Source organism: Mycobacterium sp. NGS34 (genome assembly GCF_059812845.1).
This window is the reverse complement of record NZ_JCALDM010000002.1, coordinates 313,006-326,904: the sequence shown is the minus strand read 5'-3', so window position 1 is coordinate 326,904 and position 13,899 is coordinate 313,006. Positions and strand designations below refer to the sequence as shown.

General features: G+C 68.2%; 15 protein-coding genes. 9 read left to right on the top strand and 6 right to left on the bottom strand.

Features of this window, described 5'->3' with window-relative positions:
• Window positions 1–3 precede the first annotated feature (3 nt).
• From AC5Y7V_RS06525 to infA, 6 genes are all read right to left on the bottom strand, one after another.
• Window positions 4–1,047, bottom strand: a complete 1,044-nt coding sequence (locus tag AC5Y7V_RS06525) for a DNA-directed RNA polymerase subunit alpha (protein ID WP_066933861.1) — start codon at window positions 1,045–1,047, stop codon at window positions 4–6.
• Window positions 1,048–1,124: 77 nt separating this feature from the next.
• Window positions 1,125–1,730 (bottom strand): 30S ribosomal protein S4, encoded by a 606-nt coding sequence (rpsD, locus tag AC5Y7V_RS06520; protein WP_066933864.1) that lies wholly within the window; start codon window positions 1,728–1,730, stop codon window positions 1,125–1,127.
• An 8-nt stretch (window positions 1,731–1,738) separates the two neighbouring features.
• Entirely contained in the window at window positions 1,739–2,161 is a 423-nt protein-coding gene (gene rpsK / locus AC5Y7V_RS06515; protein WP_499879216.1) for a 30S ribosomal protein S11, read from the bottom strand.
• Between the two features lie 6 nt (window positions 2,162–2,167).
• Window positions 2,168–2,542: a 30S ribosomal protein S13 gene (gene rpsM, locus AC5Y7V_RS06510; RefSeq protein ID WP_066907568.1), complete on the bottom strand. Its 375-nt coding sequence runs from the start codon at window positions 2,540–2,542 to the stop codon at window positions 2,168–2,170.
• 211 nt (window positions 2,543–2,753) lie between these two features.
• Window positions 2,754–2,867 (bottom strand): 50S ribosomal protein L36, encoded by a 114-nt coding sequence (rpmJ, locus tag AC5Y7V_RS06505; RefSeq protein ID WP_003879483.1) that lies wholly within the window; start codon window positions 2,865–2,867, stop codon window positions 2,754–2,756.
• A 32-nt stretch (window positions 2,868–2,899) separates the two neighbouring features.
• The gene (gene infA, locus AC5Y7V_RS06500) at window positions 2,900–3,121 is read right to left on the bottom strand and encodes a translation initiation factor IF-1 (protein WP_003418601.1); all 222 of its coding nucleotides are present in this window, start codon (window positions 3,119–3,121) and stop codon (window positions 2,900–2,902) included.
• A 251-nt stretch (window positions 3,122–3,372) separates the two neighbouring features.
• Here infA and AC5Y7V_RS06495 point away from each other — a divergent pair, with 251 nt between their 5' ends.
• The 9 genes from AC5Y7V_RS06495 (at window position 3,373) to AC5Y7V_RS06455 (ending at window position 13,898) form a co-directional block, all read left to right on the top strand.
• Window positions 3,373–5,049 carry an NAD(P)/FAD-dependent oxidoreductase gene (locus AC5Y7V_RS06495; protein ID WP_499879215.1) on the top strand — a complete coding sequence of 559 codons (1,677 nt, stop codon included), beginning with the start codon at window positions 3,373–3,375 and terminating at the stop codon, window positions 5,047–5,049.
• Window positions 5,046–6,503, top strand: coding sequence for an ATP-binding protein (locus AC5Y7V_RS06490; protein ID WP_499879214.1), 1,458 nt, complete (start codon window positions 5,046–5,048; stop codon window positions 6,501–6,503). Before AC5Y7V_RS06495 ends, AC5Y7V_RS06490 begins: the two co-directional genes overlap by 4 nt.
• Window positions 6,504–6,532: 29 nt before the next feature.
• The gene (locus AC5Y7V_RS06485) at window positions 6,533–7,363 is read left to right on the top strand and encodes an LLM class F420-dependent oxidoreductase (protein WP_499879213.1); all 831 of its coding nucleotides are present in this window, start codon (window positions 6,533–6,535) and stop codon (window positions 7,361–7,363) included.
• A gap of 21 nt (window positions 7,364–7,384) precedes the next feature.
• Window positions 7,385–8,251, top strand: coding sequence for an LLM class F420-dependent oxidoreductase (locus AC5Y7V_RS06480; RefSeq protein WP_499879212.1), 867 nt, complete (start codon window positions 7,385–7,387; stop codon window positions 8,249–8,251).
• Window positions 8,252–8,279: 28 nt separating this feature from the next.
• A complete protein-coding gene (rfbB, locus tag AC5Y7V_RS06475) occupies window positions 8,280–9,275 on the top strand; it encodes a dTDP-glucose 4,6-dehydratase (RefSeq protein ID WP_066933882.1) in 996 nt (331 codons plus the stop codon).
• A gap of 1 nt (window position 9,276) precedes the next feature.
• On the top strand, window positions 9,277–9,897 hold the full coding sequence (rfbC, locus tag AC5Y7V_RS06470) for a dTDP-4-dehydrorhamnose 3,5-epimerase (protein WP_499879211.1): 621 nt from the start codon (window positions 9,277–9,279) through the stop codon (window positions 9,895–9,897).
• Window positions 9,894–10,733, top strand: coding sequence for an SDR family oxidoreductase (locus tag AC5Y7V_RS06465; protein WP_499879210.1), 840 nt, complete (start codon window positions 9,894–9,896; stop codon window positions 10,731–10,733). The genes rfbC and AC5Y7V_RS06465 overlap by 4 nt, the downstream gene beginning before the upstream one ends.
• A gap of 122 nt (window positions 10,734–10,855) precedes the next feature.
• Window positions 10,856–12,298, top strand: coding sequence for a PecA family PE domain-processing aspartic protease (locus tag AC5Y7V_RS06460; protein ID WP_499879209.1), 1,443 nt, complete (start codon window positions 10,856–10,858; stop codon window positions 12,296–12,298).
• 160 nt (window positions 12,299–12,458) lie between these two features.
• A complete protein-coding gene (locus AC5Y7V_RS06455; protein WP_499879208.1) occupies window positions 12,459–13,898 on the top strand; it encodes a PecA family PE domain-processing aspartic protease in 1,440 nt (479 codons plus the stop codon).
• Window position 13,899: the final 1 nt, after the last annotated feature.

Here is a 13,899-nt window from a genome sequence, read left to right as displayed (position 1 = left end):
TATTTAGAGCTGTTCGGTTTCCGCGTAGTCCTGGTCGTCGTAGGCGGCCTCGGTGGACCAGGTGCCGGTGGCGACGTCGTAACCCGCGACCTCCGACGGGTCGAAGGTGGCCGGGCTGTCCTTGAGCGACAGGCCGAGCTGGTGCAGCTTGACCTTCACCTCGTCGATGGACTTCTGCCCGAAGTTGCGGATGTCGAGCAGGTCGGACTCGGTGCGGCTGACCAGCTCGCCGACGGTGTGCACACCCTCGCGCTTGAGGCAGTTGTAGGACCGCACGGTCAGGTCCAGGTCGTCGATCGGCAGCGCGAACGAGGCGATGTGGTCGGCCTCGGCCGGCGACGGCCCGATCTCGATGCCCTCGGCCTCGACGTTGAGTTCGCGTGCCAGGCCGAACAATTCGACCAGCGTCTTGCCCGCCGACGCCAGCGCGTCGCGCGGGGTGATCGAACTCTTGGTCTCCACGTCCAGGATCAGCTTGTCGAAGTCGGTGCGCTGCTCGACACGGGTGGCATCCACCTTGTAGGTGACCTTGAGCACCGGCGAGTAGATGGAATCGACCGGGATGCGGCCGATTTCGGCTCCCGACGCGCGGTTTTGCACGGCCGGCACGTAGCCGCGGCCGCGCTCGACGACGAGCTCGACCTCGAGCTTGCCCTTGTCGTTCAGCGTCGCGATGTGCATGGCGGGGTTGTGCACCGTCACACCGGCGGGCGGCACGATGTCACCCGCGGTGACCTCGCCCGGGCCCTGCTTGCGCAGGTACATGGTGACGGGCTCGTCCTCCTCGGAGGACACGACCAGGCCCTTGAGGTTCAGGATGATGTCGGTGACGTCTTCCTTCACGCCGGGCACGGTGGTGAACTCGTGCAGCACCCCGTCGATGCGGATGCTGGTGACGGCCGCGCCGGGAATCGACGACAGCAGCGTGCGCCGCAGCGAATTGCCCAGGGTGTAACCGAATCCGGGCTCCAGCGGCTCGATGACGAACTGGGACCGGGTGTCTGTGACGATTTCCTCGGACAGGGTGGGTCGCTGTGAGATCAGCATGGTGTTTCTTCTTCTCCTTCTCGGCACCCGCTATTTGATGCCGCCTAAGGTTTCGAGCCGGGCGGCCCGAAAGTTCTTTACTTCGAGTAGTACTCGACGATCAGCTGCTCGGTCAGCGGCACGTCGATCTGCGCGCGCTCGGGCAGCTGGTGGATGAGGATGCGCTGGCGCTCCCCCACGACCTGCAGCCAGCTCGGGATCGGGCGGTCGCCCGCCGTCTCCCGCGCGATCTGGAACGGCACCGTGTTCAGCGAGCCGTCCCGCACCTCGATGATGTCGTACTGCGACACCCGGTAGCTGGGAACGTCGACCTTCACGCCGTTCACCGAGAAGTGGCCGTGGCTCACCAGCTGGCGGGCCATCCGTCGGGTGCGCGCCAGCCCGGCGCGGTAGACGACGTTGTCCAGCCGGCTCTCGAGGATGCGCAGCAGCTCCTCACCGGTCTTGCCGGGCTGCCGCACGGCCTCTTCGTAGTAGCGGCGGAACTGCTTTTCCATCACGCCGTAGGTGAAGCGGGCCTTCTGCTTCTCCTGCAACTGCAGCAGGTACTCGCTCTCCTTGATCCGCGCGCGGCCGTGCTGGCCGGGCGGGTAGGGGCGCTTCTCGAAGGCCTGGTCGCCACCGACGAGGTCGGTGCGCAGCCGGCGCGACTTGCGGGTGATGGGTCCGGTGTAACGAGCCATGATTGTTCCTAGACCCTTCTGCGCTTCGGCGGTCGGCATCCGTTGTGCGGCTGCGGGGTGACGTCGGAGATCGCGCCCACCTCCAGGCCGGCGGCCTGCAGCGACCGGATCGCGGTCTCGCGGCCCGAGCCCGGGCCCTTCACGAACACGTCGACCTTGCGCACGCCGTGCTCCTGGGCCTTGCGCGCCGCGTTCTCGGCGGCCAGCTGCGCCGCGAACGGCGTCGACTTGCGCGAACCCTTGAAGCCGACGTGACCCGACGACGCCCAGGCGATGACGTTGCCCTGCGGGTCGGTGATCGTCACGATCGTGTTGTTGAACGTGCTCTTGATGTGCGCGGCGCCGTGCGGAATGTTCTTCTTTTCCCGCTTGCGGGTCTTGTGCTGCCCCTTCTTAGCGGACGTCGCCTGCGCTTTCTTTGCTGGTGGCATTCGGTTCTACCTGGCCTTCTTCTTGCCTGCGATGGTGCGCTTGGGGCCCTTGCGGGTGCGCGCGTTGGTCTTGGTGCGCTGGCCGCGCACCGGCAGGCCGCGGCGGTGCCGCAGGCCCTGGTAGCAGCCGATCTCGATCTTGCGGCGGATGTCGGCCTGCACCTCGCGGCGCAGGTCACCCTCGACCTTGAGGTTGGCCTCGATGTAGTCACGCAGGTGGGTCACCTGGTCATCGGTGAGGTCCCGGGTGCGCAGGTCCTTGTCGATGCCGGTGGCGGCCAGGATTTCGTTGGCGCGGGTACGGCCGACGCCGAAGATGTACGTCAGCGCGATCTCCATCCGCTTGTCGCGCGGGAGATCGACGCCTACTAGTCGAGCCATAGGTGGCGTTTCCTCTTTTTCTAGGCGGAGGTCTGATCCCAGCCCGTTCCCGCTCCAAACTTTGAGGCGGGGCCCGGCCTCCGTCCGGGCGTGGATGAGCGACGTATTCGCTCAGTGGTGCTGGGAGGTCATCATTTAGTTGTTTCAGCAGGCGGGCTCGGTACATGGCGGCGACCCGCTGCGCCCGGCTACGCCGAGCTTGCGATCGCCGCTAGCCCTGCCGCTGCTTGTGGCGCGGATCCGAGCAGATCACCATGACCCGCCCATGCCGACGGATCACCCTGCACTTGTCGCAAATCGGCTTCACGCTGGGGTTGACCTTCACGGCTTTTCGATCCTGTTCTCGTCGTTCGTTGGTTACTTGTACCGGTACACGATGCGGCCCCGGGACAGGTCGTAGGGAGACAACTCCACCACCACCCGGTCCTCGGGCAGGATGCGGATGTAGTGCTGCCGCATCTTGCCGCTGATGTGGGCGAGCACCTTGTGGCCGTTCTCCAGCTCAATGCGGAACATCGCATTGGGCAGGGGCTCGACCACGCGGCCCTCGACCTCGATGGCGCCGTCCTTCTTGGCCATACTTGTCAGAAATCCTCGTCATTCGTTTCGTTCGCTTTAGCGCCCGCGTCGGCGCGAGATATACACCGACTTCGAACGTGAGCCGGTGACAGGAAATTCCTAGGGACGGGGCACACAAAAAGTCGGCGCGGAAACCGCACCGTTGGTCAATGATACCTGGTAACGAGCCTTACCCAAAATCGCTGCCGGAGAAATCGGCCCCGCCTTCACGACCTGCCGAACCGGGCCTGACGAGGGCATACTTGACGGCGATGACCAGCCCCGCGAACCTTACCGCAGAGTCCCGCAAACCCGTCCTGCTGACCGTCGACGACGATCCCTCCGTCTCCCGCGCGGTCGCCCGCGACCTGCGTCGCCACTACGGCGACCGGCACCGCATCGTGCGTGCCGAATCGGGCCCCGACGCCCTGGAGACGCTCAAGGAGCTCAAGCTGCGCGGCGAGACCGTCGCGGTGCTCATCGCCGACTACCGGATGCCGCAGATGAGCGGCATCGAATTCCTCGAACAGGCGATGGACCTGTACCCGTCCGCGCGCCGCGTGCTGCTCACCGCCTACGCCGACACCCACGCCGCCATCGACGCGATCAACGTCGTCGACCTCGACCACTACCTGCTCAAACCGTGGGACCCGCCGCAGGAGAAGTTCTACCCCGTCATCGACGGGCTGCTGGACGCCTGGCGGGCGGCCCCGGAACACGCCATCCCGCACACCAAGGTGATCGGGCACCGCTGGTCGGAGCGGTCCTGGCAGGTGCGCGACTTCCTGGCCCGCAACGGGCTGCACTACTCGTGGTTCATGGCCGACGACCCCGACGGCGAGCGGCTGCTGAAGGCCGCCGGCGCCGATTGCCTGCGGCTTCCGGTCGTCGTCACCGAGCGCGGCGACACCCTCGTCGAACCGACCGACGCGCAGCTGGCCGACACCCTGGGCCTCACCACCACCCCGTCGCAGGAGTTCTACGACCTGATCGTCATCGGCGGCGGACCCGCGGGCCTGGCCGCCGCCGTCTACGGCGCGTCCGAGGGGCTGCGCACGGTGCTGATCGAACGCACCGCGACGGGCGGGCAGGCGGGCCAGAGCTCACGCATCGAGAACTACCTCGGCTTCCCCGACGGGGTGTCGGGGGGCCAGCTGGCCGACCGCGCGCGCCGGCAGGCCGAGAAGTTCGGCGCCGAACTCATCACCGCCCGCACCGCGACGGCGCTGGCGGTGAACGGCTCCAAGCGCACCGTGCGGTTCGCCGACGGCGGCTCCATCGATGCGCACGCGGTGATCCTGGCCACCGGCGTCGCGTATCGCCAGCTGCCCGCCGAGGGCTGCGGCGAGCTGACCGGACGCGGTGTCTACTACGGGGCGGCCGTCTCCGTCGCGTCGGAGTGCGCGGGCGAGGAGGTCTACGTCGTCGGCGGCGCCAACTCCGCCGGGCAGGCCGCGATGTACCTGTCGCGCGAGGCCAAGTCGGTGACCATCGTGGTGCGCGGCCCGTCGCTCGAGGCCTCGATGTCGTACTACCTGATCCAGCAGATCGAGCAGCGACCCAACATCACCGTGCGGACCTGCACCGAGGTGCGCCGCGCCGTCGGGGACGACCACCTGCAGCGGCTGACCCTGGTCGACAACAAAACCGGGGACACCCAGGACGTCACCTGCGCGCGGATGTTCATTTTCATCGGGGCGGCGCCGCGCACCGACTGGCTGGACGGGGTGGTCGCCCGCGACGACCACGGCTTCGTCCTCACCGGGCCGGATCTGCGCAACGTGTGCGGCTGGACGCTGGACCGGCCACCGCACCACCTGGAGACCAGCGTCCCCGGCGTGTTCGCCACCGGCGACGTCCGGGCTGAGTCCGCCAAGCGCGTCGCCGCCGCCGTCGGCGAGGGATCGATGGCGGTGATGCTGGTGCATCGCTACCTCGCGGAATCATGACCGAGACGCCCTGTCAGCCCGGCGAGCTGCGCAGCCTGTTCCTGTTCGAGGCCCTCTCCGACGAGCAGCTCGAAGCCTTGTGCGCCAGCGGGCACGTCGAGACCTACCAACCCGGCCCGATCTGCGTCGAGGGCGAACCCGCTACCTGCCTGTACGTCCTGATCGAGGGCGAACTGGCGATGTCGAAGCTCTCGGGTGGCCAGGAGATCGAGACGAACCGGACCTCCCAGCGCGGGGTGTATGCGGGCGCGTGGCGGGCCTTCACCGGCAACTTGGCGCAACAGAGCTACGACGCGAGCGTGTACGTCACCAAGCCGTCCCGGTTCTTCGTGCTCGACGCGCCCGCGTTCGCTGACTTCATGCAGGACCAGTTTCCGATGGCGGTCCACCTGCTCGACGGGATGGCGGTCGGCCTCGAGCGCACCCGCCGCATCATCGACAACCGGGAGAAACTGCTGGCGCTCGGCCAGCTGTCCGCCGGGCTGACCCACCAGCTGAACAACCCGGCCGCCGCCACCGTCCGCGCGGCCTCCGAGCTGCGGCAGCGGGTGGCCGGCATGCGCCAGAAGCTCGCCATGCTCGCCGACGGGACCGTCACCCCCGAGGCGCTGCGGGCGCTGGTGCGGCTGCAGGAAGAGGTCGCGGCCCAGGTGGCCAAATCGGCATCGGTGAACATGACCGCGATCGAGACGGCCGACCTGGAGGACGCCGTCGGCGAATGGCTGGAAGACCATGGCGTCGAGGGCGGCTGGGACATCGCCCCGACGTTCGTCGAGGGCGGCATCGACACCGATTGGCTGGAACGCATCGCCGCGGCGACCGAGGAGCTCGGATCGTCGACGTCGCTGGAGAAGGCCATCCGCTGGCTGACCTACACCGTCGAGGGCGAGCTGCTGCTGAACCAGATCCTGGAGGCGAGCAAGCGGATCTCGGCGCTCGTCGCCGACGCCAAGCAGTATTCGCAGATGGACCGCGCCCCGTTCCAGGTGGCCGACGTCCACGAACTGCTGCACAGCACGCTCACGATGTTCGCCGACCGGTTGGGACCGCATGCGAGCACCGAGACCAAAGTCCAGGTGGTCAAGGAATTCGACAAATCGCTTCCCCAAATCCCTTGCTACCCAGGCGATCTCAACCAGGTATGGACCAACATCATCGACAACGCGCTCGCCGCGATGCGCGACGGGGGCGGCACCCTGACCATCCGCACCGGCCGGCAGGGCAACATGGCCCGAATCGAGATCTGTGACACCGGGCCGGGGATCCCCGACGACGTGCGCGACCGCATCTTCGAACCGTTCTTCACCACCAAACCGTTCGGGGAAGGCACCGGCCTGGGGCTGGACCTCGCGTTCAACATCGTCGTCAAGAACCATCGGGGGGACCTGCGCGTGGAATCGGTGCCGGGCGACACGCGCTTCATCGTGCTGCTGCCGCTCGAACCCCCGGAATAGCCGCATCACCCGGCCGGTTGGGAACAACCATGACCAAGCCCAACCTCGGCCGGTTCGGATCGTTCGGACGCGGCGTCACGCCCCAGCAAGCCACAGAAATCGAATCCCTGGGTTACGGGGCCGTGTGGGTGGGCGGTTCCCCGCCCGCCGAGCTGGCCTGGGTCGAGCCCATCCTCGAGGCCACGAGCACCCTGCAGGTGGCCACCGGCATCGTCAACATCTGGACGGCGGCCGCGGGGCCGGTGGCCGAGTCGTTCCACCGCATCGAGGGGGCCTACCCCGGCCGCTTCCTGCTGGGCATCGGCGTCGGGCACCGCGAGGCCATCAGCGAGTACCAGAAGCCCTACGACGCCCTGGTCAACTATCTCGAGCAGCTCGACGAGTACGGCGTGCCGGCCGACCGGCGGGTGGTGGCGGCCCTGGGGCCCCGGGTGCTGAGGCTGGCGGGCGAACGCACCGCCGGCGCGCACCCCTACCTGACCACCCCCGAGCACACCGCACAGGCCCGCGAGCTGATCGGCCCGTCGGCGTTCCTGGCGCCCGAACACAAGGTGGTACTGACCACCGACGCGGAAGAGGCCCGCGCCGTCGGCCGCAAGGCGCTCGACATCTACTTCAACCTCGCCAACTACCGCAACAGCTGGAAGCGGCTCGGCTTCGGCGAGGACGAAGTCGTCCGCCCGGGCAGCGACCGCCTGGTCGATTCGGTGGTGGCCTACGGCACGCCGGAGCAGATCGCCGCGCGGCTCAAAGAGCACCTGGACGCGGGCGCCGACCACGTGCCCGTGCAGGTCCTCACCAAGGATGAAAACCTGGTCTCGGCGCTGGCCGAATTGGCGGGGCCGCTCGGACTGGGCTAGCGGACGCGAGGGGGGACGCGCATGACCGAAGCAGTTGCACTGAAACCCGACCTCGGCCGGTTCGGCGTCTGGCTGGCCACCCGCTCGATCACGCCCGAGCTGGCCGCCGGGATCGAGGCGCTCGGCTACGGCGCCGTGTGGATCGGCGGCTCGCCGGACGCCGAGCTGGCCTGGGTCGGGCCCGCCCTCGCGCGGACGAGCTCGCTGCAGCTGGCGACCGGGATCGTCAACATCTGGTCGGCCCCGGCGCCGGCGGTCGCCGAGTCCTTCGCGCGCATCGAGGCCGCCCACCCAGGCAGGTTTGTGCTCGGCGTCGGGGCGGGCCACCGCGAGCGCACCGAGGAGTACGTCAAGCCCTACGACGCCCTGGTCGGCTACCTCGACACGCTCGACGCCGCGATGGTGCCCACCAGCCGCCGGGTGCTCGCGGCGCTGGGGCCGCGGGTGCTGCGGCTGGCGGCCGAGCGCGCCGCCGGCGCGCACCCGTACCTGACCACCCCCGAACACACCGCCAAGGCGCGCGAGCAGGTGGGCCACTCGGTGTTTTTGGCGCCCGAGCACAAGGTGGTGCTGTCCACCGACGTCGACGAGGCACGCGCCATCGGCCGAAAGACCGCCGAACGCTACCTGGGGCTCTCCAACTACGTGAACAACTGGCTGCGGCTCGGATTCACCCAGGACGACGTGCGCAGGCCCGGCAGCGACAAGCTGATCGACGCGGTGGTGGCCCACGGCACCCCGGAGGCCATCGCGCGGCGCCTCGGTGAACATTGCGAGGCCGGCGCCGACCACGTGGCTATCCAGGTGCTGGGGACGGCGAACGACGAGGCGCTGCTTTCGGCGCTGAGCGAGCTGGCCGGGCCATTAGGGCTAACTGCCCCAAACTGATCATCCGGCTCGGTTAGGGTGTGTGACCATGCGATTGCTGGTCACCGGGGGCGCCGGATTCATCGGCGCGAATTTCGTGCACAGCACGGTGCGGGAGCACCCCGAGGATTCCGTGACGGTGCTCGACGCCTTTACCTATGCCGGGCGGCGCGAGTCCCTGGCCGACGTCGAGGACTCCATCACGGTGGTGAAGGGCGACATCGCCGACGCCGCGCTGGTCGCCGCGCTGGTCGCCGAGTCCGACGCGGTCGTGCACTTCGCCGCCGAGACCCACGTCGACAACTCCCTGGAAGACCCGTGGACGACCCTGCAGACCAATGTGGTCGGGACCTTCGCGATCCTGCAGGCGGTGCGGCGCCACGATGTCCGGCTGCACCACGTCTCCACCGACGAGGTCTACGGCGATCTGGAGCTCGACGAGCCCAGCCGATTCACCGAGTCGACGCCCTACAACCCGTCCAGCCCGTACTCGGCGACCAAAGCCGCCAGCGACCTGCTGGTGCGAGCCTGGGTGCGGTCCTACGGCGTGCGCGCGACGATCTCGAATTGCTCGAACAACTACGGGCCGTATCAGCACGTCGAAAAGTTCATCCCGCGCCAGATCACCAACGTGCTCACCGGGCGCCGCCCCAAGCTGTACGGCGCGGGCGCCAACGTTCGGGACTGGATCCACGTCGAGGACCACAACAGCGCGGTCCGGCGAATCCTGGAAAAGGGTGAGAACGGCCGGACCTACCTCATCGCCGCCGAGGGCGAGCGCGACAACCTGACGGTCATGCGCGCGATCCTGCAGGCGCTGGACCGCGATCCCGACGACTTCGACCACGTCACCGACCGCGTCGGCCACGACCTGCGATACGCGATCGACCCGACCACGCTGTACAACGAATTGGGCTGGACGCCAAAGCATGCCAACTTTGAGGAGGGCCTGCGCGCCACCATCGACTGGTACCGCGCGAACGAGTCGTGGTGGCGGCCCCTCAAGGAAGCCACCGAGGGCCGCTACGAAGAACGAGGTCAGTGACATGAAAGTTCGCGAGCTGAAAGTCCCCGGCGCCTGGGAGATCACCCCCACCATTCACGGCGATTCCCGCGGCTATTTCTTCGAATGGCTCACCGACCGCGACTTCACCGCGTTCGCCGGCCACCGCCTGAACGTCCGGCAGGCCAACTGCTCGGTGTCGTCGGCCGGGGTGTTGCGTGGCGTGCATTTCGCGCAGCTTCCACCCAGCCAGGCGAAATACGTGACCTGCGTGTCCGGTTCGGTCTTCGACGTCGTCGTCGACACCCGGGTCGGGTCACCGACGTTCGGGCAATGGGACTCGGTCCTGCTCGACGGCCAGGACCACCGGAGCATCTACATCTCCGAGGGCCTCGGGCACGGATTCCTTGCACTGGAAGACAATTCGACGATCATGTACCTGTGCTCGTCGGAATACAACCCGCAACGCGAGCACACCATCTGCGCGACGGACCCGACCCTGGCGATCGACTGGCCGCTGGTCGACGGGGCCACCCCGACGCTGTCCGACCGCGACGCCGTGGCGCCCAGCTTCGAGGAAGTGCGCGCCGCCGGCCTCCTGCCCACCTGGGAGGAAACGCAACAGTTCGCCGCCGGCCTGCGTAGGGAACTCAGCGAAGCGTGAGCTTCACCGGCAAGGTCGCATTCGTCACCGGCGGCGCGTCGGGCATCGGCGCCGCGCTGGCCGCCAAGCTGGTCGACGGCGGCGCCGAAGTCTGGATCGCCGATCGTCAACTCGACGCGGCGCAGGAACTGGCGGACCGCCTGAACAGCGGCCCCGCCAAGGCGCACGCGATCGACCTCGACGTGCGCGACTACCCGGCGTTCGAGCGCGCCCTCGGCGAGGCGGTGCGGCAATCCGGGCGGGTCGACTACCTGTTCAACAATGCCGGCATCGGGGTGGGCGGCGAGGTGGACTCGTACGCCCTCGAAGACTGGACCGACGTGTTCGACGTGAATCTGCTCGGCGTGGTGCACGGCATCCAGGCGGTGTATCCGATCATGATCCGGCAGCGCTCGGGCCACATCGTGAACACGGCGTCGATGGCCGGCCTGCTCCCCTCCCCCGGCGCGGTGAGCTACACCGCCGCCAAGCACGCCGTCGTGGCGATCTCACGGGCGCTGCGGGTGGAGGCCGAGCACCACGGCGTCAGGGTGTCGGTGCTCTGTCCCGGCGCGATCAAGACCCCGATCCTCACCGGCGGCACCTACGGGCGGATGACCAAGACCGGCGCCAGCGACGAGGCGTTGCTCAAGTTTTGGGAGCCGATGCGGCCCATGGCGCCCGAGAGGTTCGCCGAGCGCGTCCTGCGGGCGGTGTCGCGCAATGCCATGATCATCATCGTGCCGGGGTGGTGGAAGGCATTTTGGTACCTGGACCGCCTCTCACCGGCCATCTCGACGCAGGCCGCGCGGCTCTCGATGAGACGCCTACGCGCAATGCAGCACACAACCTACTGATCGTCGCCGCGTGGCCGAATTCCCGCCGAAAACAACCACTTTCGCCAGATAGAAGCGTTAACATCCGCTTGTCGCTGTAGTCGGGCCGCGACCGCTTCACGTGCCGTTGCTGGAGGGGTCGGATGTCGTTCTTGTTGGCGGTTCCGGACGTAATGGCTGATGCGACAACGACTTTGGCCAACCTCAGGTCGACGATCAGCGCGGCCCAAGCGGCCGCTGCGGCGCCCACGACCGGCGTACTCGCGGCTGCCGGCGACGAGGTGTCGACGGCCATCGCGGCGACGTTTTCTCAGTACGCCTCGGCGTATCAGGCGCTGAGCATCCAAGCCGCGGCGTTTCACACGCAGTTCGTGCAGGCCCTCACCGCGGGAGCGAGCGCCTACGCGGCCACCGAGGCGGCCAACGCCACGCCGCTCGATACGCTCCAACAAGACCTGTTGGGACTGATCAATGCGCCGACCAACACGCTGCTGGGACGCCCGCTAATCGGCAACGGAGCCAACGGCATAACGAATGCCCAGGGGGTTGGCACTCCCGGCGGTCCGGGCGGAATCCTGGCCGGCAACGGCGGAAACGGCGGCAACAGCACCGCCCCCGGGGCGACCGGCGGTGCCGGCGGTCCCGCGGGCCTGCTCCTCGGAAACGGCGGGACCGGCGGGACGGGTGGCCCCGCCGCGCTCGGCGGCGCCGGCGGCCCGGGCAGCTTGTTGGGCGCGCCCGGGGCCACGGGCGCTCCCGGCCTGGCCACCATCCCGCTCCAGCTGCAAGGCCAAGACCTGTACGTGAATATCTCGGTCGGCGGGGGGCCGAGTGTCCCGGTGATCCTCGACACCGGATCCAGAGGTCTCATCCTGCCGCCCCAGGATGTCAACATCGCCAGCCTCGGCACCGCCACGGGACAGGGCAGCATTACGTACGGCGGATTCGGCAACTACCTGACCGAGTATTACGACACCTACACGACGACGGTGAATTTCGGGAACGGAATCGTGACCGCACCGACGACCGTCGCCGTCGTCACCTCCATAACCCAGAACTTCATCTTCTCCTATCCGGCATCGCAGGCGCCCGCCATCCTGGGCGTCGGCGCCAACGGTTACGGTCCGACCAACACCAGCCCGGTGACGGCGTTGCCGGGCGCCTTCGGTCAGGGTCTGCTCATCAACGAGCCCGCGGGGACCGTCAACTTTGGTCCCAACCCGCTACCGTCGTACGCGTCGGTGACGGGGGCCCCGATCACCACCCTCGACATCCGGATCAATAACGGCGCCCTGCAACAAACCACCGGCGCGTACATCGATTCCGGCGGTCTGGGCGGCTCCGTGCCCGACAACCTGGGGCCGCCCAACTCGGGTGGATACCTTCCGGCGGGAACCACCGTCTCCGTCTACACCCCCGACGGGACGACGCTGCTGTACACCACGACGGTCGGGGCTCAGCAGACGAGCGTCGCGTCGAGTTTACTGGGGGGTTTCTTCAACACCGGGATCGCGCCGTTCCTCCAGCATCCGGTCTACCTCTCCTACAGCCCAACCGGTTTCGGGACAATGACCTTCGATACCTAAACCGCAAACGGTCTGTTTGCCGCTGCTGAATTGCCGTTGAAATTGACATCGTTTGCGATCCCGGTGAAAACGGGCGCTTCCGCCACCCGAACTCGTTATTATTCGCATGTCGCAGTAGTCGGGCCGCGACCGCTTCACGTGTCGTTGCTGGAGGGGTCGGATGTCGCTTTTGTTGGCGGTTCCCGAAGTAATGGCTGATGCGACAACAACTTTGGCGAACCTCGGGTCGACGGTCAGCGCGGCCCAGGCCGCGGCGGCGGCCCCCACAACGGGTCTGCTCGCGGCGGCCGGCGACGAGGTCTCGACGGCCATCGCGGCGATGTTTTCGCAATACGCCTCGGCGTATCAGGCGCTGAGCGCCCAAGCCGGGGCGTTTCACGCGCAGCTGGTGCAGACCCTCACCGCGGGCGCGGGCGCCTACGCGGCCACCGAGGCGGCCAACGCCACACCGCTCGAGGCGCTCCAGCAGGACGTGCTGGCGGTGATCAACGCGCCGACCGACACGCTGCTGGGGCGCCCGCTGATCGGCAACGGCGCCAACGGGATAACGACGGCCCAAGGAGTGGGCACGCCCGGCGGCCCGGGCGGAATCTTGGCCGGCAACGGCGGCAACGGCGGCAACAGCACCGCCACGGGAGCGCCCGGCGGCGCCGGTGGGCCCGCGGGCCTGCTCCTCGGAAACGGCGGGACCGGCGGGACGGGTGGCCCCGCCGCGCTCGGCGGCGCCGGCGGCCGCGGCGGCCTGTTGTGGGGTGCCGCCGGGGCCGCCGGCTCGCCGGGCCCGGCCACCGTCCCGATCCAGTTGCAGGGTCAAGACCTCTACGCGAGCGTGTCGGTCGGCGGCGGGCCGACGGTGTCCGCGATCCTCGACACGGGGTCCAGGGGCCTCATCCTGCCGCCACAAGACGTGAACACGCAGACCCTCGGCGCGGTGACCGGGCAGGGCAGCGTCACGTACGGCGAACCCGGTAACCAGCTGATCGAAAACTTCAAAACCTATTCGACGACAGTGAATTTCGGCAACGGGCTCGTCACCTCGCCGACCACCGTCGCCGTCGTCACCTCCGCAACCCTGAACGGTGTCGCCTATTCGACCTCGCAGCTGCCCGCCATCCTGGGGGTGGGGGTCAACCCTGGCGGACCCCTGAGCAGCAGCCCCGTGACGGCGTTGCCGGGCGCCATCGGTCAGGGCGTGCTCATCGACGAACCCGCGGGCGTAATGGAGTTCGGCCCCAACCCACTGCCCGCCCATGCCTCGGTGACCGGGGCGCCGGTCACCACCCTGGAGGTGCGCATCAACAACGGGGCCCTCCAAACGACCAGCAACGCGTACATCGATTCCGGGGGTTTGGGCGGGGACGTCCCCACCGCCCTCAACCCACCCAACGTCGGCGGATACCTGCCGGCGGGGACCACCATTTCCGTCTACACCACCGGCGGGACGCTGCTGTACACGACGACGGTCGGGGCGCAACAGACGGCCGTCGTATCGAGTTTCCTGGGCGGCACCTTCAACACCGGGATCGCGCCGTTCCTCCAGGATCCGATCTACCTCTCCTACAGCCCCGGCGGCACGGGGACCATGACCTTTGATAGCTGAG